The sequence below is a fragment of the Chryseobacterium rhizosphaerae genome (genome assembly GCF_003385455.1).
Taxonomy (GTDB): Bacteria; Bacteroidota; Bacteroidia; order Flavobacteriales; family Weeksellaceae; genus Chryseobacterium; species Chryseobacterium rhizosphaerae.
Genome location: NZ_QNUF01000003.1, coordinates 42,903 through 67,644, shown reverse-complemented (window position 1 = coordinate 67,644; position 24,742 = coordinate 42,903). Strand labels below are relative to the sequence as shown.

The window sequence follows — 24,742 nt, the reverse complement described above, 5'->3', positions numbered from 1 at the left end:
CCCGGCCTTTTTTGTGGCTAAGCTTTAGATAAATAGAATGTTAACAGAAGTTTTGTGTTTCATTCAAAAAAATTAACTTTACGCAGACAAAAATTATTGGAATGCGAAAGACAATTTCTGTGAAAAAGCCGGATTTTAATGTATTACCTCAGGAAAGAGAAATATACAATTTTGAAAAAGACGGATTAGAGCTTAAGTCATCTTATGAAAAAAAAGATGTAAAAGATGAATCTTTAACACAGACTTCTCCGGGAATTGAACCTTATCTGAGAGGCCCGTATTCCACGATGTATGTTCAGAAACCATGGACAGTCCGACAGTATGCCGGATTTTCCACAGCAGAAGAATCTAATGCATTTTACAGAAGAAACCTGGCAGCGGGGCAAAAAGGACTATCGGTTGCTTTTGACCTTGCTACCCACAGGGGATATGATTCTGATCATGCAAGAGTAGTAGGTGATGTGGGAAAAGCAGGCGTTGCCATAGACTCTGTGGAAGATATGAAAATACTCTTCAATGAAATCCCTTTGGATCAGATCTCTGTCTCCATGACGATGAATGGAGCGGTGCTCCCTATTCTGTCTTTTTATATCGTTGCTGCCGAAGAGCAGGGCGTAAAACAGGAACTCCTTTCCGGAACTATTCAGAATGATATCCTGAAAGAATTTATGGTGAGAAATACCTATATCTATCCACCGGCACCTTCTATGAAGATTATTGCAGATATCTTTGAATATACCTCACAAAATATACCCAAATTTAACTCGATATCCATCTCAGGATACCATATGCAGGAAGCGGGTGCTACTCCGGTTCTGGAGATGGCCTATACGCTTGCAGATGGCCTAGAATATGTAAGAACAGGGATTAAGGCCGGTATGAATGTAGATGATTTTGCACCACGACTGTCATTTTTCTGGGCAATCGGGATGAATCATTTTATGGAAATTGCTAAAATGAGGGCTGCAAGATATATCTGGGCGACTCTTTTAAAGCAGTTTAATCCTCAGAATCCAAAATCTTTAGCCTTAAGAACCCATTCGCAAACTTCCGGATGGTCTCTGACGGAGCAGGAACCCTTCAACAATATTACAAGAACAGCTATTGAAGCACTATCTTCAGCATTAGGCGGAACGCAATCCCTGCATACCAATGCACTGGATGAGGCTATTGCTCTTCCTACGGATTATTCCGCAAAAATTGCCAGAAATACACAGATCATCCTTCAGCAGGAAAGCGGAATTTGTGATGTGGTAGATCCGATGGGAGGAAGTAATCTTGTAGAAAGCCTTACTCAGCAGATGATAGAGGAAGCGATGAGGTATATTGATGAGGTAGAGCAGGAGGGAGGAATGACCAAAGCTATTGAAGCCGGAATTCCTAAAATGAGAATTGAAGAAGCTGCCGCAAAAAAACAAGCCAAGATTGATAGCGGGGAAGAATTTATTATTGGAGTCAACTCATTCAAAACCTCACTGAAACAGGATGGAATAGAGATCCTGGATATTGATAATACAGAAGTTCGCAGAAAGCAGATCGAAAGATTGAATACCATCAAAGCAGAAAGAAATGCTGAAGATGTTGAACAGGTTTTAAATGAGATCCGTGAAAGCGCTAAGACAGGCAAAGGAAACCTGTTGGCTTTATGTATCAAAGCCGCAAAAAGAAGAGTTACCCTTGGCGAAATGAGTGATGCCATGGAAGAGACCTTTGGAAGATATAAAGCAAACATTAAAACAATCTCTGGAGTATATGCTATGAACGCCGGTAAAAATGAATACTTTGAAAAAGCCCTTAATCTTACTCAGAAGTTTGAAGAAGAAGAAGGACGCCGCCCGAGAATTATGGTTGCCAAAATGGGGCAGGACGGGCATGACAGAGGAGCAAAAGTGGTGGCTACGGCATTTGCAGACATGGGATTTGACGTTGATGTAGCGCCATTGTTCCAGACTCCGGAAGAAGTGGCAAAACAGGCCATTGAAAACGATATCCATATCCTGGGAGTATCTTCACTGGCTGCAGGACACAAAACATTGGTACCACAGGTTGTAGAAGAGTTGTCAAAATTGGGAGCAGATGATGTGACCATTGTGGTAGGAGGAGTAATTCCGCAACAGGATTATGAGTTCCTGTATGCTAATGGAGCTGACTTTATCTTTGGGCCGGGAACAAACCTTCCCAAATGTGCCGTGGAAATCTTAGAAAGACTATTGGCAAAAATCTGAATGATAAATCAAGAATAAACAAAAGGCTGTTTCTCAACATGGAAAACAGCCTTTTTATTTTATTTTTTTATTGGATTGATATGACCGTCATCCATAATCTGATAATAAGTATCCGTTGTTTTTTGAGGATTTCCGTCAAGCTTTTGTTCTGTAGTTACAGTAATCTTCCCACCCTTACTGATTTTATAGCTGCTGAATTCTTCGATTTTATCATCCTTTCCCGGATCAAACCAAAGTCCTTCCACATAAAGTTCTCCGATTATTTTGTTATTCAATACCGTAAGAAGATAATACCGGTAGTCAAAATCACCACAATCCATAGGAACCAGAACCAGTTCAATATTTTTATACCGAGTTAAAGGAAAATATCTGAACATGGGATTTCCGCAGCTGTATTGCTCTGATCCTTCTATGAGAAAATCTGTTTCCAAAAACTTCATATCCACTTGCGGAAGACTCTCAACAGGTAAACTGTAGAGACCTTTTTTTAAAGAGGACTCCATTTCTACAGGCTCATCTTTACGTTTTCTCCATTCCTCTATAGAAAGAGTCTCACCGGACACAGGTTCTGCAATCTTTAGAGCATTACACTGGTCACTTGAAGCATAAAAAATATGATAGGTTTCAAATCGGTCAGGACCATTATAACCGGCAGAAAAAGAGTATTCCCAGACATTTTTCACCCTTGTACTGTCTACCAAAAAAGCAATTCCGCTTTTTCCATGGGTTACTGAATCCAAAAATTTAGCCTGAGTCTTCATTTCATCTAACTCCAGAATCTTTTTCATAAAATGAGACGAATTGCAGGCGGTATCGGTTGTTTTTACTTCTTCTTTTTTTACAGGATTTTCCTTCTTACATGCAACAAAAAGCAAGGGAAGCAAGCCTAATAAAAGTTTATACATAAATTTTTTTTCACAAAAATAAGATTTAAAAAGAATTGGTGATTAAAAAAATAATTTTATATTTGCAGCTGAAAATCAAGTCTAACCATTAAAAAACAACGAAGCAATGTTCAGAACAAAACAGAATTCTACAGTTGGATTGCCACTTATGGTGGTAAGGCTTCGTGGTTTGGTATACTCATAGAATAACAGTACAATGAAATATCAGAACCCGAAGTCGTAGAGATTTCGGGTTTTTTATTGCGCAATATTTCAAACTCACGTTTCCCCGAAATCTTTTCAGTGTCATTAAGGACAGAATGAAGGAATCTTTATGATTAAAACTTCGTCTTGTTCATCATAGTAAAATTATTCAACTAAAATTTAAGTTGAAAAAAAACAGATGTATTACAAGTTCATCATCATTGATCTTGTATCGATATCTGGTGTCTTAAAATGGAAAATGATAACCTTCTGCTTTCCCGCCTTAGAAGCGTCAGAAGCAGGAAAAGAACAATTAGAAAAGATGTAATAAAGCAGATAAGAAAAAAGTATAAACGTAGTGAAGAGCTTAGGGATATAAAAAGAAATATCCCATGGATTCCTTTAGATAATCCTTATCAAAGGGGATTTGTAAGGTTTTTTGTCGTCAGGGACGATGTAATGAGATCCCAAGACGGAGAGTTTTTCGAAGGAATTCTAAAGAAAATCAATACCTATATGTACTCCGAAAGCCGTCAGTTTCTTAAGAAAAAGAGAAAATTCGGTAAAAGAATATATGTAGAAAAAGAGCAAAAACTGAAACGTATTTCTTCCTGGTCTTGGAATGATCCAAAATTTGGACTCACTGTTCAAGAGCGACAATATTTTCTGAAATACGAAGAATATTGTCCCCATCGGAAATGCAATGAAGTGTACTACGAATTTACTGAGCCATGGAGGTTTATTTTACGTGTAAAGGTCAATATGATTACCCACTATAAACCTGTAGACTTTGAACTGGAAAAAGAATACGCGGAACTGGAATCTTATTTAAGTGATCATACCGTTGCCGGAATTGTTCACAAAACAATGTATGGTAAATCAAATTCATGGCGAACGAAAAAAGAAGACTTACATCTTATCAAAAGCAGGAAATATATAAACTGCAGAATGTCTGCAACAGAGATTGCAGAAAGCTTTATGGACGTATAGGTCCTGTTATTATTTAAAACAAAAACAATGGGAAATTTAAAACTAAAAGGAAAAGATATATTAAAACTGGGCTACCCCAATAATCAAAGCGTTAATGTGGCTTTGGAAGTCATGAAAAGAAATTTTGCAACTAAAAATATCCACCATGTGAAATCTCTTTTAAAGGAAATACTGGTACATCCGGAAAATTTTGAAAAGGATCTGACTTTTGGGCAGATTGCAGAGAGCCTGCTTTCATCCAAAAAAACAGAAAAAAGGATGCTGAATACTCAGCGTGCTTCTTTCCAGATCTTTGGGAGCAATATTTCGGAAGAAGCAAAAAATCAGCTGTATACTGCTTTAAAGCTACCGGTATCGGTTCAGGGAGCTTTGATGCCCGATGCACACAGTGGCTATGGTCTTCCGATCGGGGGAGTTCTTGCCGTGGAAAATGCAGTGATTCCTTACGGAGTTGGGATGGATATCGGCTGTAGGATGAGCCTCAGTATTTTGGATACACCGGTTTCATATCTTAACGGAGCAAGAGATAAATATGAAAAGGCTCTTGCGGAACATACGAAATTTGGGATGTATGAAACTCATAAATCCCATATAGATCACGAAATCTTTGATAGAGATACCTTTGATCATATTCCAATTCTTAGAAGATTAAAAGGCAAAGCCATTAAACAAATGGGATCCTCAGGTGGAGGAAATCATTTCGTGGAATTTGGAGAAGTAGAGATTACTGAAGAGGATGAACAGATCGGATTACCGAAAGGAAGATATCTGGGAATTCTCTCTCATAGCGGCTCCAGAGGACTGGGAGCAGAGATTGCCCAGTATTATTCGAGAGTGGCTGTAGAACAGTGCCCACTGCCAAAAGAAGCCCAGCAATTTGCATGGCTGGACCTTAGTACCCATCTTGGATTGGAATACTGGACGGCTATGAACCTTGCGGGAGACTATGCCTCTGCCTGTCATGATGATATCCACCGAAGATTGGTGAAAGCTGTAGGGGGCAGAGTAAAAGCCAGAATTGAGAACCATCACAACTTTGCCTGGAAGGAAATTCATCATGGGAAAGAAGTGATTGTTCACAGAAAAGGGGCTACTCCAGCCAATGAAAATGAACTGGGAATGATTCCCGGATCTATGACGGCAAAAGGATTTATTGTTCGTGGAAAAGGAAACCCGGATTCTCTGAACTCTGCATCCCATGGGGCAGGAAGAGCGCACTCCAGAGGGGCATGCAGAAGTCTTTTCACTCAAAATGATATTAAAAAGGAACTGAAACTGAAGAATGTTACTTTAATGGGGGGAAATGCTGAAGAAGCTCCAATGGCTTATAAAGATATCAATGAAGTGATGAATGCACAGAGCGGGCTGGTAGATATTTTAGGGACATTTCAACCAAGAATCGTGAGAATGGACCGATAATTAAGCTTATGGTTTGTAGTTAACAGTTGAGAGAGCTTGACTGTTAGCTGTAAACCAACAGCTTTCAATACGTAAACAATGGAAAAATTAATACAAATAACTTCAGGAAGAGGACCTTTAGAGTGCCAGTGGGTAGTAGCCAAGGTTCTAAAGACCTTTCTTGAAGAATTAAAACAAAATACAATAGAATACGAAATCATTCATCGTGAAAACGGTGATGAAAACCTGACATTAAAGTCTGTGACCCTGCTTTTAAAAGGAAAAGACCTAAGCCTGTTTTTAAAAAACTGGCTGGGAAGTGTTTGCTGGATAGGAAAAAGTACATTCAGGAAACTCAATAAAAGAAGCAATTGGTTTATCGGAATCTTTGAACTTGAAGATGTAAAAATGATTGATTTCAATGAAAAAGATATCCGGTTTCAAACAGCGAGAAGTCAGGGAAGCGGCGGACAAAATGTAAACAAAGTGAATACTGCTGTGCGTGCCACCCATATTCCTACTAGAGAAACCGTGTTTGTACAGGATTCGCGTTCGCAGCTGGAGAATAAAAAACGATCTGTTATCAGACTCAAAGAGAAGGTAATGGAAGTTTATATTCAACAACTGGAAAGAAAGCTGAAAGAAACCTGGTCTCTTCAGATGCAGGTGGAACGTGGAAATCCGGTTCGGACATTTTCAGGAACAGATTTTAAAAAGAATTTTCAGGATAAATCTTTCAAAAAACAAAGAGGTATCTTGAAAAACGAATTGAAGAATTATAAAAATGAGTTTATTTAAAGAATTTAGACTTTAGAAAGTTGAAGTTGATATTCAAAATAGAATACTCTAAAAAAGTGAAATAAAAAAACTAAAAAAGAGGAAAGAAGACTAAAAAGGTCTTCTTTTTTTATTTTAATAATTATTTCTGTGTTTTAATGTGGATAATATATAAATTGCTTCTATAAAAAACATATCAGATGAATAAAAAACTATTTTTAATGCCGATTGCAATGGCAGCTTTCTTATCTTTTGGCCATATTAATGCACAGAATTCTATGGCAATCATTCAGGATTATTACAAAAAAAATGGAGCACTTACCCAAAGAAGTAATGCCAATGATAAGACGGGAGTTATTATTTTAAACGAAGACTTATCTCAAAGTCTTGGTGTAAATATTGTCAATGTACAACAAGCCTATGATGGGCTCAGGGTCTTTAATGCCTTAGGAAAAGTCCTTATTAAAGAAGGGAAAATTATCTCTGAAAAGAATGAATTTAAGAGAAATATTGTAGTTTCTAATCAGAAGAAAGTTCAGGAGAAATTTCCGGAAGACCTTCTTAGGCAGAAATTAGCAATAAGTGAAATTTCTAGAGTAGACTATTTACCCAATGTATATTTTGAGAAAAACGGAGTTTGCATTCTTGCAAAAGAAATGTTTGTAGCAGATAAAAACTCGCCTGATGTGTGGCACGTAATTGCTGATGCAAACAATGGTGAGATCTTCCAGAAAAGTAATGCAACATTAAGCTGCAATTTTGAAAGCGATTCCCATACTCATACATTCAATAAGTCTGAAAAGATAATCGATGATAATTCCAAAGAGAATAATCAGAATAAAACAACTAATCTGCTTGTACCTGGGAACGCATCTTACAATATTTTTGCACTACCTATTGAAGCGCCTACATTTGGTTCCCGATCGATTGTTAACAATCCTTGGGATCTATCACTTTCTCCTGAAGGATGGCATTCTGATGGAACAAATAATTACACCAATACAAGAGGAAATAACGTATATACCTATTCGGATCAGGATAATGCTAATGTTCCCGGTTATTCACCGGATGGAGGAAGCTCCCGTAATTTTGATTTTCCTTTTGCAGACGGAAGATATGACAATCCGTTTGCGTATAGAGATGCCTCCATTACGAATTTATTTTATATGAATAACAAAATGCATGATATCTTCTACAAATTCGGATTTACAGAGACTGCAAGAAATTTTCAGACCAATAATTTTGGTAAAGGAGGGTTGCAAGGAGATGCTGTTAATGCTGAAGCATTTGATGGTAGTGGACTTAGCAATGCTAATTTTTATTCGGGCGCTGAAGCTGTTATTGGCACTCAGACATATATTTTCGCTCCAAGAATGCAAATGTATCTCTATAATAGAGCCCAAACTGTAGATGATCCGATCGATAGATTTAAATATAATTCACCTGCGACGATGGTGAATAGACCTAAAGTAATGACGGGAGGCGCAGCTTTTGGAACACAATTGTTTAATGGACAGCCTGTAACAGGTAATTTAGTTCTTGCTACACCGGATGAAGCGTGCGCAACATTAACGGCAGGAAGTATGATAGGAAAAATAGGCGTTGCAAAAAGGGGGACTTGTAGTTTCGCTACTAAGACCAAAAATATGCAGAATGCAGGAGCTATTGGAGCTATTATTTATGATCCCGTTAATAGTGATCCTATGCAGGCTATGGGGAGAGATAATACTGTCTCTGGAGTTACAATTCCAGCCATTATGATTGGGAAATCTGAAGGAGACTATATTGCTAGTCAGATTACAGGCGGAACAACAATTAATGTCACTTTAAAATATGATTTTAATGGCTTTAAACATTCCAGTTTTGATAACGGTATTATTGCCCATGAATACGGGCATGGGATTTCAAATAGATTAACGGGGCAAGGATATGGATGTCTTGATGAGGATGCTTCCAAAGAGCAAATGGGTGAAGGATGGTCAGATTATTTTGCTTTAATGATAACAACAAGACCAGGAGATACATTTTCTTTAGCTAGAGGAATGGGAACATATCCTTATGGGCAACCAACAACGGCAGTAGGTATCAGGCCTGCAAAATATTCTCCGGATTTTTCAGTAAATAACTATACTTATGCAAAAACAAATACAGCAGTTGTTCCGCATGGTATGGGATTTATCTGGACAACTATGCTATGGGATCTTACATGGAAGTATATTGAAAAATATGGCTATAATAGTGATGTGATGGCAAGTCCGACTTCAGGAAATGCCAGAGCATTACAAATTGTAATGGACGCAATTAAACTTCAGGCTTGTAATCCTTCTTTTATTGAAGGAAGGGATGCTATTCTTCAGGCTGATGCTGTTAAAAATGCCGGTGCAGATAAATGTATGATCTGGAATGTATTTGCTAAAAGAGGTTTAGGGGTTAATGCTTCAGCAGGAGTTAAATCTGTAGCGAATGATCAGGTGGAAGATTTAACAGTACCTCAGGAGTGTAATTCTGCTTTATCGACGCAGGATGTTAAAACAGCAGACCAAAAATTCATTATTTTCCCTAACCCTACATATGATGAGTTTTTTGTAGGAAACATAGATAAATCCAACAAACAAGTTAAAATTACAATGTTTGATATGTCCGGAAAATTAGTGTTCTTCGATTCCAGGGAATCGACATCCAAAAAAGCAATTTCTACAAAAGATTTGCAGAAAGGAGTTTATATGGTTCATATCCGACAGGGAGATAAAGTACAGGTTGAAAAGCTTATTGTAAGATAAGTCTTTGCTTAAAGAATTCATAAAAAAAATAAGCTTCCAATTGGAAGCTTATTTTTTATTTACAGAAATCAGATAATCATACACCATTTGATGCTGGTCATCAGTCAGTTTAGCCTTTGGAGCCATTCTGCTTAAAGTGTTGATCCATCCCTTGTCGTCATGCTTGGTAGGTTCTGGCAGCTTATGACATTTTGCACAGGAGTTTTCAAAAATGGTTTTTCCCTGTGCCAACTGCTCAGATGAGGTATACTTTGGCCCTGTTACAGCCACACTTTTTGGTCCGCAGGATACCAGAAATGCTGATGCTGCGATGCCGGTTAAGATAAGTTTTTTCATAAAGCTATTGGGATTTGGTGTTATTTTTTCATAGAAATGATATAATCATAAACCCATTGGTGCTGATCATCGTTTAATTTTGCTTTTGGAGCCATAGAATTCATAATTCCTACCCATTGTACAGGATTGTGAGAGGTAGGATCAGGTAATTTATGACACTTTGCACATGAATTTTCAAAAATTGTTTTTCCCTGAGCAATTTGTTCTGCCGTTGAGGTTGAAGATCCCACAGCAGATGTAGATGCTTTTGGTGTACAGGAAACCAATAAAATGAAAGTAAATGACGCTACAGCGATGAGTTTTTTCATGTTTCTTATTTTGATAGATAACAAATGTAACAAATTCTCTAAGCCATTGATACACGGCGTTGTAGTTTTAATTTAGAAGAAATAAAAATTAAAAACATATTAGGAAATAGATTTTGCTCAAATGGTCACCCATATCTGGTTCATCATTCCCCATTAATTATTGGTCATTCCCATTTAATTAATTATTTTTGAACCAATGAAATTTTCTACAGAAGACTTAATAGAAGGAATACAATCAGGAAACAAGCGCCTGATTGCAAAAGCTATTACATTGGTTGAAAGTAAAAAGGCAGAGCACAGGATGCAGGCAGAAGAACTTCTGAAAAAAATAATGCCCCTTACAGGAAAATCTGTCAGAGTAGGTGTTACAGGAGTACCCGGTGCAGGGAAATCTACTTTCATTGAAAATTTCGGAAGACTGGCTATTGCCCAGGGTCAAAAAGTTGCTGTTTTAGCCATTGATCCCAGCTCTTCTATCAATAAAGGAAGTATTTTGGGAGATAAAACCAGGATGGAAGAACTTGCCAAGGAAGAAAATGCTTTCATTCGCCCCTCCCCAAGTTCTGGGTTCTTAGGAGGAGTTGCCAATACAACTTTTGAAACCATGATGATCTGCGAAGCTGCAGGTTATGATTATATACTCATTGAAACTGTTGGAGTAGGACAGTCGGAAGTATTGGTTGCAGATATTACAGATGTTTTTTTATTTCTTAAAATTATCGGCGGCGGAGATGAACTTCAGGGAATAAAACGTGGAATCATGGAAATGGTAGATCTAATCTTTATCAATAAAGTAGATCAGGATAATTTTCAGAAAGCCAAAAACACAAGATTAGAATTAAAAAGAGCTTTAGATTTTATTCCTCCTAAAGAAAAAGGATGGAAAATCCCGGTTTTATTGGGATCTGCCTTACATAATGAAGGCTTGAAAGAAATATATGATACGATTACTGAATTTATTGAGCTGAAGAAAAAAAGTGGTCGGTTTGAAGAAATCCGAATTCTACAGGCCGAAAAAAGGTTTGAATATTGGGTTCAGGAATATATTCTAGCCTTGATGAAAAAAAGTGAATCCATGGAAGAAGCTTATTTGATGCACAAAAAAAATGCTTCAGAGATGGTTTCAAGCCCAAGCACTGAAGCAAAATTATTTGTTGAAATGTTTCTATCTAAATCTAAAGAAAATAAGGATTAGTTTTCCTTATCTTTTTTTATTTCAGTTTTTCCAATATATCCATCATAGGTAATAGGCTGTCTGTCACTGCTTCCTATTGAAACAAATGCTTTACCATTTTTGAAGATCTCAATATTGATGTCACTAACGTTACTTACATCATTAGGCCTGATCTTGAGAATCCATTTTCCTTTTTTAGTTTGTGATTTATTTACGGTAAAATCTTTTGATGTAAATCTGTAGCTATTCTGATCGGGATTTCCGTAATTAGGGCTAAATGCTCTTCCAAAATAAGGAAGAACGACAACCATATTATTTTTACTGAGATCAATCGTGTAATCCCCATTCAGATTCAGTACTCTTGTAGCTGTGGAATTCGGCATTGAATTCATCACGTTGATCACATCATAGTTTGTAGGATTTGCCCTTTGTGCATAGAATGTAAACTCCTGTGAATCCACTAAAGTTTCTACTGTTTTTGGATCTACTGAACCTTGAGAAGCGCAGTTCTGAAAAAAGAACAACAATCCAAAAGCAAATAAGAAAGAAATAAACTTTTTCATGATCGAATTAAATTATTAATTTTAAATAGCAAAATGTATGCAAATATATTTTTTTCATACTGTTTTGGAATAAAAATTGTTAAGGTTGAATTATTAACACTCAAACTATGAAAGTTACACATCTATTTGGAATAGGAGCTATTGCTCTGTCGGCTGTTGCCTGTACTACGAACCCGATTACCGGGAGATCATCGTTACAGTTGGCCAACAACTCGGAAATTTTAACAATGTCTGCGCAGGAATACAGAACGACATTGTCTAAAGGTAAAGTGATTACCGGTACGGCAGATGCAAAGAGAGTGGCAAATGTTGGAAGTAGAATTAAAAACGCAGCAGAAAGATATTATCAGAGCATTGGAAGATCGGCAGATCTTTCCAGCTACAACTGGGAATTTAATCTTTTACAGAGTAGTGAGTTGAATGCATGGTGTATGCCAGGAGGTAAAGTAGCTGTTTATACAGGGATTTTGCCGGTAACGAAAGATGATAACGGACTTGCTGTAGTAATGGGACATGAAGTTTCCCATGCATTGGCAGGACACGGAAATGAAAGAATTTCTCAGGCAATGGTAGCACAATACGGAGGAGCTATTTTAGGAGGAACTATTTCAAATGCACAATGGGCAGGTGTTTTTCAAAAGGTATATCCTATCGGATCTCAGGTTGCTTTATTGAAATACGGAAGAGGACAAGAGTCTGAAGCCGATGAAATGGGACTTTATCTGATGTCTATGGCAGGATATGATCCTAGAGCTGCGATTCCTTTCTGGAATAGAATGGAAGCTGCATCTTCAGGAAACAGACAGCCGGAATTCCTGTCTACCCACCCGAATCCGGAAACCAGAATTTCAGATATTAATAAGGACCTTCCTAAAGCTTTAGAATATTATAAGGCTGCTGGCGGGAAAATATAATCGTATAGAATTTTAATCTTGAGTAAGCCTTATTAAATTTTTAGTAAATTTGATAAGGCTTTTTTAATTAACCACCCAAACACAATATTATGAAGAGTTTATCAATTACCGGACTTATACTGTTAGCTGTTTCCGCTTTACTTTTTTATTTAACTACTGATTTTGCTGTAGAGCAGATTAAAATTTCTCATATTATGGGGATGATGGCAGGAGTAGGAATAGGATTAATTATTGGAGGAATGGTAGGCTATGTAAGTAAAGGAAGTGCTATAAAAGCAGAGCAAAAGAAAAAAGAATTCAAGCAGTTACAAAAGGATAAAGAAGACCTTGAAAAACAGGCTGCTGAGATTGCTAAAAGACAGGCAGAGCTTGAAGAAAGTCAAAATAAAAATCCTCAAATATAAAATTTGAGGATTTAAAGTTGTTATTTTCGATAGTTGATTAAAACTTATACCCTAAACCTACCATAAATAAGTTAGGTCTGTTGTCATATCTGATCTCAGATCCTGAAACCTTATTGATAAAGTTTCTTTCATCCTTACTGAATGCTCCTTCATATCTTGCATTGACAATCAGCTTTTTAATTTCAAGCTGTGCTCCAAACTGGTATCCTACTGTAAAATCGTTTTTAGAATTTTCTTTGAAGTCATTGTAAGTATTATCCTTGCTTAAATTGAAGCTCCCTACCGGACCTACAAATACGCCCAGCATATTTCCTAAAAGATTATACCCTAAAAGAACCGGAACGTCTATACGGTTGCTTTTTACATCAAAAGTTGTATTCTCTGTCGTGAACTCATTTTTGAAGTGAGTATAATAGATTTCAGGCATTACAAATAATGAAGTAGGAAGACCTACTTTTAGGGAAAGCCCTACATTGAAACCTACATTATTTTTTCCTGTTCCTTCAATAGCATCATTCACAGTTCCTTTGATGTTTGACCATGAAGGAGAACCTGTAGGAAATATTAAATTGGCTTTACCTGCCAGTGAGATCTGTGCTGAAGCCCACATTGAAAACCCTATTAATGCTATACTAAGTGCCTTTTTCATTATTGTCTATTTTTGTATTTGTATTTTCAATTGTTTTATTATTTTCAAGCAAATATTCTCGCAGCTCTTTAAACAGTTCTGAAGAATAAACGAAATCGATCAGATTTTTATTGCCCGCGGTGATCAGGATATCTTTATTTCCTTCCCACTCTTTGATTCCTAATCTCAGATATACAATTTTCTCACCAATCGTCATTACAGAGTTCATATCGTGTGTATTGATGATCGTAGTTGTATTATATTCCTTGGTGATTTCATAGAGAAGATCATCAATGATTTTGGAAGTATATGGATCTAACCCTGAATTGGGTTCGTCACAGAATAAATATTTAGGATTGTTTACAATGGCTCTTGCAATGGCTACCCTTTTCTGCATTCCCCCAGAGATTTCAGATGGATATTTTTTATCAGCTTTGTCAAGGTGAACTCTGCCTATTACCTCAAAAACCCTTTTCTTTTTCTCTCTATAGGTAAGATTGGTAAACATATCCAGTGGGAACATAATATTTTCTTCCACAGTTAAAGAATCAAATAGCGCACTTCCCTGGAATACCGTTCCAATTTCTGAACGAAGATGTTGTTTTTCGTCTCTTGTCATTGTATTGACATTCCTTCCGTCGAATAAGATTTCTCCGGATGACGGCATATAAACATTCAATAGACTTTTAAGAAAAACCGTTTTTCCGGAACCACTTTGTCCAATGATCAGATTTACCTTTCCTTTATCAAATGAAGTTGAAATTCCCTTAAGTACTTCAACATCTCCAAAACTTTTCTTAAGATCTTTTACCTCAATCATTAGCTTAATATTAATTGGGTTAAAATTAATTCCGAAATGATAATGAATACCATTGTCCATACCACAGCCTGTGTGCTGGCTCTACCAACTTCCAGAGACCCACCTTTTACATTATATCCGAAATAAGAAGGAACGGTAGCAATGATGAAAGCAAAAACGATAGTTTTGCTAAATGCATAATATATAAAGAGATTAGGCATATACATTTGAATTCCTACAATATAATCGTTTTCTGTCCAGTTTCCTGTTAAGATCCCTGCAATATATCCGCCGCCGATACCAAATACGATACTGATGGCGATAAGAAGAGGGTTAAAAAGCATACAGGCAATAATTTTAGGAAAAATCAAAAAATTAGGTGAGTTAACTCCCATAATGTCTAATGCATCTATCTGCTCGGAAACTCTCATTGTTCCAATACTGGAAGCAATATAAGAGCCTACTTTACCGGCCAGAATTAAACTGATAATTGTAGGAGCAAACTCTAAAACAAGTACTGCTTTTGTGGCATATCCTACAAATGAAGGAGGAATAGGAAACGAAGATGCATCAAAATTGTTGAACATCTGAATGGCAACTACTGCCCCTACGAATATAGAAGTGAAGATAACAAGGCCAAAAGAATTGACCCCTAAATCATTAATTTCTCTCATGAACAGCTTCCAGAAAACCTTCATTTTCTGAGGTTTCTGTAGGGATTTTCCCAGTAGAATCATGTATTCCCCTACTGCTGTGAAAAACTTTTTTAACATAGTGCTAAATTAGACTTTTTTATTGAATTGGGCTAAGGTTGATACCAAGACAGGAACCCAGATAAGTGTTAAAATTGAATTTTTTTTCTATTGCTTTACACCTTATTTTGCGTTTTTATCTCCACCTATAACCAATAAGACTGTTTTTAAAATAATAACCATATCCAATACGAAACTCCAGTTTCTTACATAGAATGCATCTGCCAGAACCCGCTTTTTCATTTCTACTTCCACATCTCCAAAATCACCCCGCAAACCGCTTACCTGTGCAAGACCTGTAATCCCAGGATTGACCATACTTCTTAAGCTATATCTTCCGATTTTCGGCTTATAATAATTATCTACGGCCAGCATATGAGGGCGTGGGCCTACGACAGACATTTCTCCTTTCAGTACATTGATAAACTGAGGAAGTTCATCCATACTGGTTTTTCTCAGAAACTTCCCGACTTTCGTAATTCTTGAATCATTTTCCCTGGTCGTACTGGTAGCAGACTCATCATTGGGAACCATGGTTCTGAACTTTAAACAGTTGAAGACTTCTTCGTGGAAGCCATACCTCTTTTGCAGGAAGAAAACCGGCCCTTTAGAGCTGGCTTTAATTAAAACAGCAATAATAGGGAATGCCCAGGAGCAGATGAAAACTAATATTATAATGGAAAAAACAATATCAAAAGTTCTTTTCACCAGAAAATTAGAGTAATAATCTAATGGATATCTTGCCTGGTTAAGAACGGGTTGGGTCTGAATATATCCGAGATCATAAAGGAAAAAATCACTTTGTGTTATACTCGGAATTAACGAGATATGCACCTTATGATCTTCTGCCAGCTTAAAAATTTTTGTTTCCGTATTTTCGTTAAATGAGTTTTCTGTGGATAAAAATAGGGTATGTATCCCATTTTTTTTCCAAAAACCAACTAATTCATCCGTATTTATATCTGAGTATTCATATTCAAATATCCGGTATCCATAATCTTTTCTGGCTTCAAAAATATTTTTAAGGATTCCCGTAGAATCGTTATTTCCCAGGAACATTACATTCCTATAATTGATCCCCAGTGAACGGAAATACTTAATGGTAAAATAAATGATAGATTTTGCCAGAAAAATAAAAGCCAAAAGGTAAAACGAAAGCCAGTAAATATCAGAATTGAAAAAAACATTTTTACTTACTTTTCCAATAAGCAGAACTCCCAGTATAAAAAAGAGGAAATGGATAAAAAGGCGTTCAAGGAAAAGGGTATAGGTCAGATTTCTTGGAATATCGTAAATTTTTGTCCTACCACTTAAAAGTACCCAGAACAAAAATAACAAAATCAAAGAAAAAATATTTTGATACCAGGTTTCCTTATGGTATTTTAAACTTTCGTTTCTGCTTATAAAAAAAAATATGAAGATAGATGCAATAACCATTAGGTCAAGCAAAATAATAATCGATTTCAGGTATCTAGAGTATCGAATTCTCTGCATCTATCAGTTTTTAAAAAATACGACTAGCTAATTTACGTATTTTTATGGGATATTCAGGTATTTATGGGTCTGAACAGAGGCCTGCCATTCCGGATGTTCCAGAATGAAATCCGTAATCTTTGGATACATGTCATTTCTCTTACTCCATTCGCTTTGAAGGTATAGCCTACACTTGTCAGAAACTTTTGCAGCCTGTTCTTCAGCAAATTTAAAGTCGTTGTTATTGAAAATGATGACTTTAAGCTCATGAGCCTTTTGATAAATCTCTTCTTTTGGTAATCCTGTTTTCTTCGGGGAAAGAGTGATCCAGTCCAGATGTCCACTCATAGGATATGCTCCAGAAGTTTCAATATGAATAGTACATCCTAATTCTTTTAATTTAGAGGTAAGAATCTCTAAGTTCCACATAAGGGGTTCTCCTCCTGTCAGAACAACAGTTTTACAATGTTTAGCTGCTGTTTCAGCAATCTCTGTAGCATTCATCAAAGGATGAAGCTCAGGATCCCAGCTTTCTTTTACATCACACCAGTGACATCCTACATCACAACCTCCCAATCTGATGAAATAGGCGGCTTTTCCCGTATGGGCTCCTTCTCCCTGTAAAGTGTAAAAATGCTCCATTACAGGGAGCATTTTACCTTCTTTTAATAAAATATCTTCTTCTTTGTTCATTTTTAAAATTAGTCGTTATAGACCGAAGTTTTATAAGCAATGATGGTGTTTTTCATTAACATTGCTCTTGTCATAGGGCCTACTCCTCCAGGTACCGGAGTGATCCAGCTTGCTTTAGCTGCACAGCTGTCAAAATCTACATCACCTGCCAGATAATATCCTTTTGGAGAATCATCATCTACTCTTGTAATTCCTACGTCAACAATCACAGCACCATCTTTGATCATTTCTCCTTTTAAGAAATGAGGATCTCCTAAAGCGGTAATTACAATGTCTGCTTTTTTAGTATATTCTTCAATATCTTTAGTGTAAGAGTGGGTAAGGGTAACCGTAGAATTTCCAGGGAAATCTTTTCTTCCCATAAGAATACTCATTGGTCTTCCTACAATTTTACTTCTTCCGATAATTACACAGTCTTTTCCTTTAGTTTCAATGTTGTATCTCTCCAGTAAAGTTAAGATACCAAAAGGGGTAGCCGGTAAGAAAGTATCCATTTCCAAAGCCATCTTTCCAAAGTTTTCAGGGTGGAATCCATCCACATCTTTTCTTGGGTCGATTGCATTGATAATTTTTTCCTGATCCACCTGATCTGGTAAAGGTAGCTGAACGATAAATCCGTCTACTGCTTTAGATTTGTTCAGTTCGTCAATTTTTTCCAGCAATTCAGATTCAGAAACCGTACTTGGAAATTTAACCAAGCTGGATTGAAATCCTACTTCTTCACAGTCTTTTACTTTAGCATTCACATAAGCCTTGCTTGCCCCGTTGTTTCCAACAAGAATTGCCACTAAGTGGGGTGCTCTTCTTTTGCTTTCAAGGATCTTATCTACTTCAACCTTGATCTCTGCTTTTATTTCTTTGGATACTTTAAGTCCGTCAAGAATTTCTGCCATTTTTACTTTTTTTACTTTTATTTAGATTTTATTGAATACAATGATATCCTGAAATTCACCAGCCTCTTCTTTCTCTACATGATTTCTCTGGAATCTTCTTTTTTATAGACTATTTATTTTCTTTATAATAATTAATCAATCCGTTGGTAGAGCTGTCATGTGAATCTATGGGCTCATTGTTCTCCAGTTCCGGAAGGATTTTATTAGCTAACACTTTACCTAATTCCACTCCAAACTGATCGAAGCTGAAAATATTCCAGATCACCCCCTGAACAAAAATTTTATGCTCATACATGGCAATAAGCTGTCCTAGCGAAAATGGGGTTAGCTCTTTGAATATCATTGAGTTAGTGGGTGTGTTTCCATGGAAAACCTTAAAGTTCAACAGTCGGTCTATTTCCTCATCGGATTTCCCGGCATTGATAAGCTCTTGTTCTACTTCTTCTTCAGTTTTACCAAAAGCAAGGGCTTCTGTTTGTGCGAAGAAGTTAGCCAGCAATTTTTCCTGGTGATCAGATACCTCGTTAGCGCTTTTTGCATAAGCTATAAAGTCTGCCGGAATCAATTCGGTACCCTGGTGGATCAGTTGGTAAAATGCATGCTGTCCGTTTGTTCCCGGTTCTCCCCAGATAATTGGTCCGGTTTCATATTCTACAAATTCTCCGTTTCTGTCTACGCATTTTCCATTGCTTTCCATGTCTCCCTGTTGAAGATAAGCTGCAAACCTGTCTAAATACTGAGAGTATGGCAGAATAGCGTAGCTGGTCGCCGCATAAAAATTACGGTACCAGATTCCTAAAAGTCCCATTAAAACCGGAACGTTTTCGGAGAAGTCTGCAGTTTGGAAGTGTTGGTCGGTATCAAAAGCACCTCTTAACAGCTGTTCGAAATTTTCATATCCTACAGCAAGAACAATGCTTAATCCGATAGCACTCCAAAGTGAATATCTTCCGCCTACCCAATCCCAGAATTCAAAAATATTTTCTTCTGCAATTCCGAATTTTTTAACTTCCTCAATGTTGGTAGATAAGGCTACAAAGTGTTTTGCTACATCTTCCTGTTTTCCAGCTTTCAGGAACCAGTCTTTTGCTGAGTTCGCATTCGTCATTGTTTCCTGGGTCGTAAAGGTCTTGGAAGCAATGATGAATAAAGTGGTTTCAGGGTTTAATTTCTTAACTACCTCTGCGATATGATTGCCATCTACATTGGATACAAAATGAACATCCAGTCTGGTTTTAAAATGCTTTAAAGCAGAACATACCATGACCGGTCCTAAATCTGAACCTCCAATACCTATATTCACGACATCTGTGATCTCTTTTCCACTGAAACCTTTGTGTTCTCCCGATATGATTTTTTCGGAGAAGGCTTTCATGTGATCAAGAACTCTTTTGATCTGTGGTTTGATATTTTCACCGTCTACAAGAATTTCGCGGTCAGAAAAATCTCTTAACGCGGTATGCAATACTGCTCTTCCTTCTGTCTCGTTGATTTTATCACCAGAGAACATTTTTGAAATGGCTTCTTTCAACTGGCATTCTTCGGCCAGTTGTAACAGAAGTTCTTTTGTTCTCGAATCAATTAAGTTTTTAGAATAATCAAAAAGATAATTGTCCTTTTGTAAAGAAAATTCTGAAAAACGATTCGGATTATACTGGAAAAGGCTTCTCAGGTCAAAATCGTTTCCTGCAAAATGTTCGTCAAGAGCTTTCCAGCTGTTAGTTTGTATAGGATTTATTTTTGATAGCATATTTTTCGGGAATTAGAGTTCAGAGAATAAACATTTTTAAAAATTCATAAGACTTTATTTCTGATCTGCAAATTTAAGGAAAAATAAAACCTCAAATAAATTTGAAGATGATAAATAACATTTTTTTAAAGAACAAAGCCTCAGATAGGATCCGAGGCTTTGTTTTTTTTACTGATTAAAAGGTTGGGTTTATATTATTCATCCATTTCATTCAGGATATTTTCCAGCTGATTGGCATTGCGTCCATAGATATATTTTGTCCATAGAACAATACTTACTACAATAGAAAGTGTTCCCAATAATACGGCTATTATCAAAGCTTGCTGATAGGAATTGGTAAGTTCAGACAAGGTTTTCCCCTTTTTTTCCAAAAGATTATAGATCTCCAGGCCAATGGTGATAAGAAAATGAGGGAGTAACAAAAACCCGAAAGACTGGTATCTTTCCATATTCAATCTCAGCTCATGGTATATCTTCCAAAGGCTGTTTTTAGTATTGCCTGTATACAGTTCAGTTTGTTTATAAAACTTATAAAATCCATAAAGGTAATAAGAGGATATAACAACCATCATCGTATAAGATATATAGTAGATGATGTATTGCGAAGATGGGAATCCCAGTTGAAGAGGGAAAAAACCAATAAGGATGATGGCAACCACCTGCATTGGGAATTCCTTTTTCATGTTTTTCTGGATTTTTGAAATAGGATGTTTGCTTTCTTTTAGCTTTTCTATAGTATCTGGAATTTGGACGTTATGGTCTTCATTATTCCATTGTTCTGTTAAGTTTTACGCGGGCATTGCCTTCGCTGAGTCCCAGATTGCTTCCGATTTCCTTATGAGACATCCCCTCCATGAAATAAAATATGACGGCTTTTTCCAACGAATTGAGTTCCTGTACGGCGCTGTAAAAAATTTCCAGCTGCCTATCTTTTGCCGGGTTGTAGTCTTCCTGCGCTACTTCAAAATGATGAGAAGGGTCTGTATGGGTATTGGTTCTCTGTTTTTCTTTTTTTAAATAAGTAATGGAAGTATTGATGGCGACCCGGTACATCCATGTTGAGAATTCACTGTTTCCTTTAAAGTTTTGGTAAGATTTCCATAGCTGGATAAGAATTTCCTGCTGCAGGTCTTCCCGGTCCTCAGTGGAATCTGCGTAGATCCGTGAGGCTTTGTACAAAATACCCTTGTGCTGGTTGACAAGCTTTAAAAAAGCTGTTTCAGTTGGATTACTCACAATAGTTTCATGGTTTGGTTATGATTATAAACTTGATACAGGCTTTACAGTATAACCTTTTGACTGCAGAAGAGGGATGATGCCATTTTCACCCATAAGATGAGATCCACCCACGGCAAATAAAGAACTTTGGTTTTTCATTATTTCAGGCATTGCTTTTACCCAGTTTTGATTTCTGTTGGTGAGCATTGCATTTTCCTGTTGGGTATTCATAAATCTTTCATCCTTAAAAAGACTATAAAGTAAGTGTATATTTTCATTTTTAAAAGCTTTTATCATCTGTTTAAAAAGGATTTCATATTCCTTACCCATTTTTAGTTGGGTGATTGTACTTCTCAGATTATAAGCTTCATTAATGCTCTTCAACTGATCCTCTACCTTTTCAAGACCTTTGATCGTTTTTTTATCTTTTATTGCTTTCTGGAGAAGTTCCATTTCATAGAGCTTTATTTCAGTCTGGGGGCATGGTATTGCTTTAGTGGAAAGTAGAGCATAAAGTGCTTGTGGACTTGAGGAGTCTATACTTTTTAGATCCGTCCCATAATCAGCCAGAATTGTATTCAGTTCTTTGGCTTCATTCGGAGAAAGCTGTTCTGATATTTTTTTATCTGTCTGATACATTTTTTGTAGTGATTTTATTTCAGCAGGATCTGTATAATTGATCTCCATGACAAAATTGTCAGATTTCTCAAGAGCTTTCAATACCTTGGATTTTATTTCAAAATCTTTACTGCATAAGATATGAAAAGTTCCGGTAATATAAGAAGGCTTGGAGAGACCATTCCCGGATACTTCCCATAGCAGGCTGTTGTCATTGCTGGGAGTTGATTTCTGTGCTTTTGCGGTCATCGTATTCATTGATAATAATGCTGCGAATCCAAGTTTTACTAAATTTTTCATATTATTAATTTTTTTTGATTTCTTATTCTTTAAACAGTAGGTAAATGTGGTGCTGCAATCGTTACAGTTTTTTTTGAAAAAAATAAAAACCTCCTTAAAAAAGGAGGTTGTAAAATCTAAAATTATGATGATAACCAATTGGTTAGGTGTTTTTTTTATTCCGATATTTTTGACTGCTCATGCTTTGCTGTTTTTCTTTTTCTGAAAAAATAAATACCTATACCTGCAATGAGTAAGAGAGGCCAAATATTGATAAGCGCTACTATAATATTCTGAATCAGATAAAATCCATATACAAAACCTTCTTTCACCTGGTATATAAAATTGAATTTATATTTATTGTCAATGCTGCTGGTATTGGTAATGGCGATTTCTGCAATGCGTAATTTGGGTTCTTTGATGTAGATATCAACGGTACTGTACTTCAGATTATCAGTTGTATCCATACTGGTCAGCTTTTGGATATTTCCCTCTGCCATGTTTTCATCATCAAGCTTTACTTTATCCTTATCTGTTTTCAGTTGGCCGATGTTTTCAGATGTTTTTTGGTTTCTCTTACCTTCCATTTCTGCATATTTAATGCTGGCAGTGATATCTTCCGCGTTAACAGATCTGGAATTAAGGAATAGTTTATTGTTATTAACCAAGGTCAGAAGCTCGCCTAGTTTTTCCGTGGGAACACGTACCTGCATCGTATTTTCTGTCTGATATTTTTTAATCAGCATAGCTTCTTCATTAGAGGTATTATAAGTGTTTTCCGAAACGATATTACTTTGAAGATTACTCTTAACTACAAATCCACCAAGATCCTGAACTGATTTTTCGATAGAGAGGGTTGTATTATAAACATCTTTTACCTCCATATTAATATCCGCAGTTTTGATGAACTGCTTGTCTTTTACTTTCATCGTAGCCACTGATGAGATGCTGTCTGATACAATAGTTGCTGTTGAATCTGCACTGGCATAGGCTTCAGGCTCTGTAGAAGCTACTTCTCCTTTTTTACATGAAGAGATTCCTAACAAAAGAACTGCAGATAGCGATAGTGTAATGTAAGTAGTTTTCATAGTGTGGGGTTTAATGTTTTGCTTAGGTCAAAGTTGGGGCAGGATCTTTTGTAATGCTTGAAAAACTGAAGTAAAAGACTTGTAAAGAAAATATTCCGTTGTAATATGTTGAATTTAAGTGTTTTGTAAAACTGACCCAATGAGTGTTGTTTTTTTTCGGAGTAATTTTTGCTTATCTTTTACAAACCAAACCCACAAATAATCATTATGTCAAATACCTTTTCTAAAATAAGAAACGCGATAGGGCTATTCACGTCTATAGATTTTGATCAATTGAGTACAATCTCTAAAAAAGTGGACTTACCAAAACTGATGCAAAATTTTTCAAAACTGGATGATAAACAGCTTACAGGGCTTATGAAAATGCTGGATTCGGATAAGAAAAAGAAAGAGCTTCCACCTATTGACGGTGATTTTTATGATATCTACCACACCTTAACTCCTGAGCAGCGAGAAATACAGCTTAAAGTAAGAGCTTTTATGGAAAAAGAAGTGAAGCCTTTGGTGAACCATTATTGGTTGAGAGACGAATTTCCTTTTGAACTGATTCCTAAATTTCAGAAACTCAATATCTGTGGTGTTACCTATGAAGGATACGGCTGTCCGGGAATGCCTTTTTTGATGGAGGGTGTTATTGCTATGGAAATGGCTAGAGTAGATGCATCAATTGCCACCTTTTTTGGAGTGCAGTCCGGGCTGGCTATGGGTTCTATTTACATTTGCGGTTCAGAAGAGCAAAAACAGAAATGGCTTCCCCAAATGCAGAAATTTGAAAAGATAGGAGCTTTCGGACTTACAGAGCCCGAAGTGGGATCTGGAGCTGCAGGAGGTCTTACCGTGACATGCAGAAAAACAGCTGAGGGCTGGATTCTTAACGGACAGAAAAAATGGATTGGAAATGCAACTTTTGCAGATATTATCATTATCTGGGCAAGAGATTTGGATAGCGGAGAAGTAAAAGGCTTTATTGTAGAAAAAGATAATCCCGGATTCTCCGTAGAAAAAATCAAAGGGAAAATGGCCTTAAGAATTGTTCAGAATGGCCTTATTACTTTAAAAGACTGTGTGGTGACTGAAGAAAACAGACTTCAGAATGCCAACTCATTTAAAGATACCGGAAAAGTACTTCGGATGACCAGGGCAGGAGTGGCCTGGATGGCTACAGGCTGTGCAAGGGGTGCTTATGAAAGTGCTTTGGATTATACCCGAAAGAGGGAGCAGTTTGGAAGACCAATTGCTTCATTTCAGATGATTCAGGGGCACTTAGTGGAAATGTTATCCAATCTTACTGCGATGCAGACAATGGTTTTCAGATTGTCTGAAATGCAGGATGAAGGGATTTTAAAAGACGAACATGCTTCTTTAGCTAAAGTTTTCTGTACCCTTAGAACAAGAGATATTGTGTCCAGGGCCAGAGAAGTAATGGGTGGAAACGGAATCTTGCTGGAATACGATGTGGCAAGATTTGTTGCCGACGCAGAAGCTATTTATTCTTATGAAGGAACAAAAGAAATAAACTCTCTGATCGTAGGACGTTCGATCACGGGATTCAGTGCATTTGTTTAGAATATAAATGGCAGATAGTAGGGAGCAG

General features: G+C 36.8%; 24 protein-coding genes. 9 read left to right on the top strand and 15 right to left on the bottom strand.

All coding sequences use genetic code 11. From position 1 onward, the window contains the following. Positions 1–101 precede the first annotated feature (101 nt). Positions 102–2,225 carry a methylmalonyl-CoA mutase gene (gene scpA / locus DRF57_RS03280; RefSeq protein WP_115916903.1) on the top strand — a complete coding sequence of 708 codons (2,124 nt, stop codon included), beginning with the start codon at positions 102–104 and terminating at the stop codon, positions 2,223–2,225. A gap of 59 nt (positions 2,226–2,284) precedes the next feature. Here the strand turns inward: scpA and DRF57_RS03275 are convergent, their stop codons facing one another. Then, complete coding sequence (locus tag DRF57_RS03275; protein WP_115916901.1) at positions 2,285–3,130, bottom strand: hypothetical protein; 846 nt, start codon at positions 3,128–3,130, stop codon at positions 2,285–2,287. A gap of 435 nt (positions 3,131–3,565) precedes the next feature. Between DRF57_RS03275 and DRF57_RS03270 the strand changes: the two genes are divergently transcribed. The 4 genes from DRF57_RS03270 to DRF57_RS03255 all read left to right on the top strand — a co-directional run bounded on the left by DRF57_RS03270 (position 3,566) and on the right by DRF57_RS03255 (position 9,258). Beyond that, a complete protein-coding gene (locus DRF57_RS03270; protein WP_115916898.1) occupies positions 3,566–4,303 on the top strand; it encodes a hypothetical protein in 738 nt (245 codons plus the stop codon). Positions 4,304–4,330: 27 nt separating this feature from the next. Then, on the top strand, positions 4,331–5,722 hold the full coding sequence (locus DRF57_RS03265; protein ID WP_084086995.1) for an RtcB family protein: 1,392 nt from the start codon (positions 4,331–4,333) through the stop codon (positions 5,720–5,722). Positions 5,723–5,800: 78 nt separating this feature from the next. After that, the gene (gene prfH / locus DRF57_RS03260; protein ID WP_047491828.1) at positions 5,801–6,499 is read left to right on the top strand and encodes a peptide chain release factor H; all 699 of its coding nucleotides are present in this window, start codon (positions 5,801–5,803) and stop codon (positions 6,497–6,499) included. Positions 6,500–6,678: 179 nt separating this feature from the next. After that, complete coding sequence (locus tag DRF57_RS03255) at positions 6,679–9,258, top strand: T9SS-dependent M36 family metallopeptidase (RefSeq protein WP_047491825.1); 2,580 nt, start codon at positions 6,679–6,681, stop codon at positions 9,256–9,258. Positions 9,259–9,306: 48 nt separating this feature from the next. On the opposite strand, the gene DRF57_RS03250 is transcribed toward DRF57_RS03255, so the two are convergent. Beyond that, positions 9,307–9,594: a c-type cytochrome gene (locus DRF57_RS03250; RefSeq protein WP_047491822.1), complete on the bottom strand. Its 288-nt coding sequence runs from the start codon at positions 9,592–9,594 to the stop codon at positions 9,307–9,309. Between the two features lie 20 nt (positions 9,595–9,614). Further along, on the bottom strand, positions 9,615–9,902 hold the full coding sequence (locus DRF57_RS03245; protein WP_115916896.1) for a c-type cytochrome: 288 nt from the start codon (positions 9,900–9,902) through the stop codon (positions 9,615–9,617). Between the two features lie 196 nt (positions 9,903–10,098). Between DRF57_RS03245 and meaB the strand changes: the two genes are divergently transcribed. Beyond that, complete coding sequence (gene meaB, locus DRF57_RS03240) at positions 10,099–11,097, top strand: methylmalonyl Co-A mutase-associated GTPase MeaB (RefSeq protein ID WP_047491817.1); 999 nt, start codon at positions 10,099–10,101, stop codon at positions 11,095–11,097. Here the strand turns inward: meaB and DRF57_RS03235 are convergent. After that, on the bottom strand, positions 11,094–11,639 hold the full coding sequence (locus DRF57_RS03235; protein ID WP_115916894.1) for a DUF4251 domain-containing protein: 546 nt from the start codon (positions 11,637–11,639) through the stop codon (positions 11,094–11,096). The genes meaB and DRF57_RS03235 overlap by 4 nt on opposite strands. A 107-nt stretch (positions 11,640–11,746) precedes the next feature. On the opposite strand from DRF57_RS03235, the gene DRF57_RS03230 reads away from it, so the two are divergent. After that, positions 11,747–12,553, top strand: coding sequence for a M48 family metallopeptidase (locus tag DRF57_RS03230; RefSeq protein ID WP_084087004.1), 807 nt, complete (start codon positions 11,747–11,749; stop codon positions 12,551–12,553). An 89-nt stretch (positions 12,554–12,642) separates the two neighbouring features. After that, a complete protein-coding gene (locus DRF57_RS03225; protein ID WP_047491808.1) occupies positions 12,643–12,957 on the top strand; it encodes a hypothetical protein in 315 nt (104 codons plus the stop codon). Positions 12,958–12,994: 37 nt separating this feature from the next. Here DRF57_RS03225 and DRF57_RS03220 read toward each other — a convergent pair whose 3' ends face one another. The 11 genes from DRF57_RS03220 to DRF57_RS03170 form a co-directional block, all read right to left on the bottom strand. After that, complete coding sequence (locus DRF57_RS03220; protein ID WP_052188686.1) at positions 12,995–13,606, bottom strand: outer membrane beta-barrel protein; 612 nt, start codon at positions 13,604–13,606, stop codon at positions 12,995–12,997. Beyond that, on the bottom strand, positions 13,590–14,405 hold the full coding sequence (locus tag DRF57_RS03215; RefSeq protein ID WP_047491805.1) for an ABC transporter ATP-binding protein: 816 nt from the start codon (positions 14,403–14,405) through the stop codon (positions 13,590–13,592). Before DRF57_RS03215 ends, DRF57_RS03220 begins: the two co-directional genes overlap by 17 nt. Further along, on the bottom strand, positions 14,405–15,157 hold the full coding sequence (locus DRF57_RS03210; RefSeq protein ID WP_047491802.1) for an MlaE family ABC transporter permease: 753 nt from the start codon (positions 15,155–15,157) through the stop codon (positions 14,405–14,407). The genes DRF57_RS03215 and DRF57_RS03210 overlap by 1 nt, the downstream gene beginning before the upstream one ends. Positions 15,158–15,259: 102 nt before the next feature. Next, entirely contained in the window at positions 15,260–16,573 is a 1,314-nt protein-coding gene (locus DRF57_RS03205) for an exopolysaccharide biosynthesis polyprenyl glycosylphosphotransferase (protein WP_228450346.1), read from the bottom strand. Positions 16,574–16,672: 99 nt separating this feature from the next. Further along, on the bottom strand, positions 16,673–17,302 hold the full coding sequence (locus DRF57_RS03200) for a 7-carboxy-7-deazaguanine synthase QueE (RefSeq protein ID WP_047491795.1): 630 nt from the start codon (positions 17,300–17,302) through the stop codon (positions 16,673–16,675). Between the two features lie 8 nt (positions 17,303–17,310). Continuing rightward, positions 17,311–18,195 (bottom strand): bifunctional 5,10-methylenetetrahydrofolate dehydrogenase/5,10-methenyltetrahydrofolate cyclohydrolase, encoded by an 885-nt coding sequence (locus DRF57_RS03195; RefSeq protein WP_047491792.1) that lies wholly within the window; start codon positions 18,193–18,195, stop codon positions 17,311–17,313. A gap of 109 nt (positions 18,196–18,304) precedes the next feature. Then, entirely contained in the window at positions 18,305–19,945 is a 1,641-nt protein-coding gene (gene pgi / locus DRF57_RS03190; protein ID WP_115916890.1) for a glucose-6-phosphate isomerase, read from the bottom strand. A gap of 194 nt (positions 19,946–20,139) precedes the next feature. Further along, a complete protein-coding gene (locus DRF57_RS03185; protein ID WP_115916888.1) occupies positions 20,140–20,628 on the bottom strand; it encodes a hypothetical protein in 489 nt (162 codons plus the stop codon). Positions 20,629–20,710: 82 nt separating this feature from the next. Continuing rightward, a complete protein-coding gene (locus tag DRF57_RS03180) occupies positions 20,711–21,181 on the bottom strand; it encodes an RNA polymerase sigma factor (protein WP_115916886.1) in 471 nt (156 codons plus the stop codon). A gap of 24 nt (positions 21,182–21,205) precedes the next feature. After that, entirely contained in the window at positions 21,206–22,081 is an 876-nt protein-coding gene (locus DRF57_RS03175) for a TraB/GumN family protein (RefSeq protein WP_115916884.1), read from the bottom strand. A 155-nt stretch (positions 22,082–22,236) separates the two neighbouring features. Beyond that, the gene (locus DRF57_RS03170) at positions 22,237–23,148 is read right to left on the bottom strand and encodes a DUF4349 domain-containing protein (RefSeq protein WP_115916881.1); all 912 of its coding nucleotides are present in this window, start codon (positions 23,146–23,148) and stop codon (positions 22,237–22,239) included. Positions 23,149–23,355: 207 nt separating this feature from the next. Between DRF57_RS03170 and DRF57_RS03165 the strand changes: the two genes are divergently transcribed. After that, complete coding sequence (locus tag DRF57_RS03165) at positions 23,356–24,714, top strand: acyl-CoA dehydrogenase family protein (RefSeq protein ID WP_115916879.1); 1,359 nt, start codon at positions 23,356–23,358, stop codon at positions 24,712–24,714. The last annotated feature ends 28 nt before the right edge of the window (positions 24,715–24,742 follow it).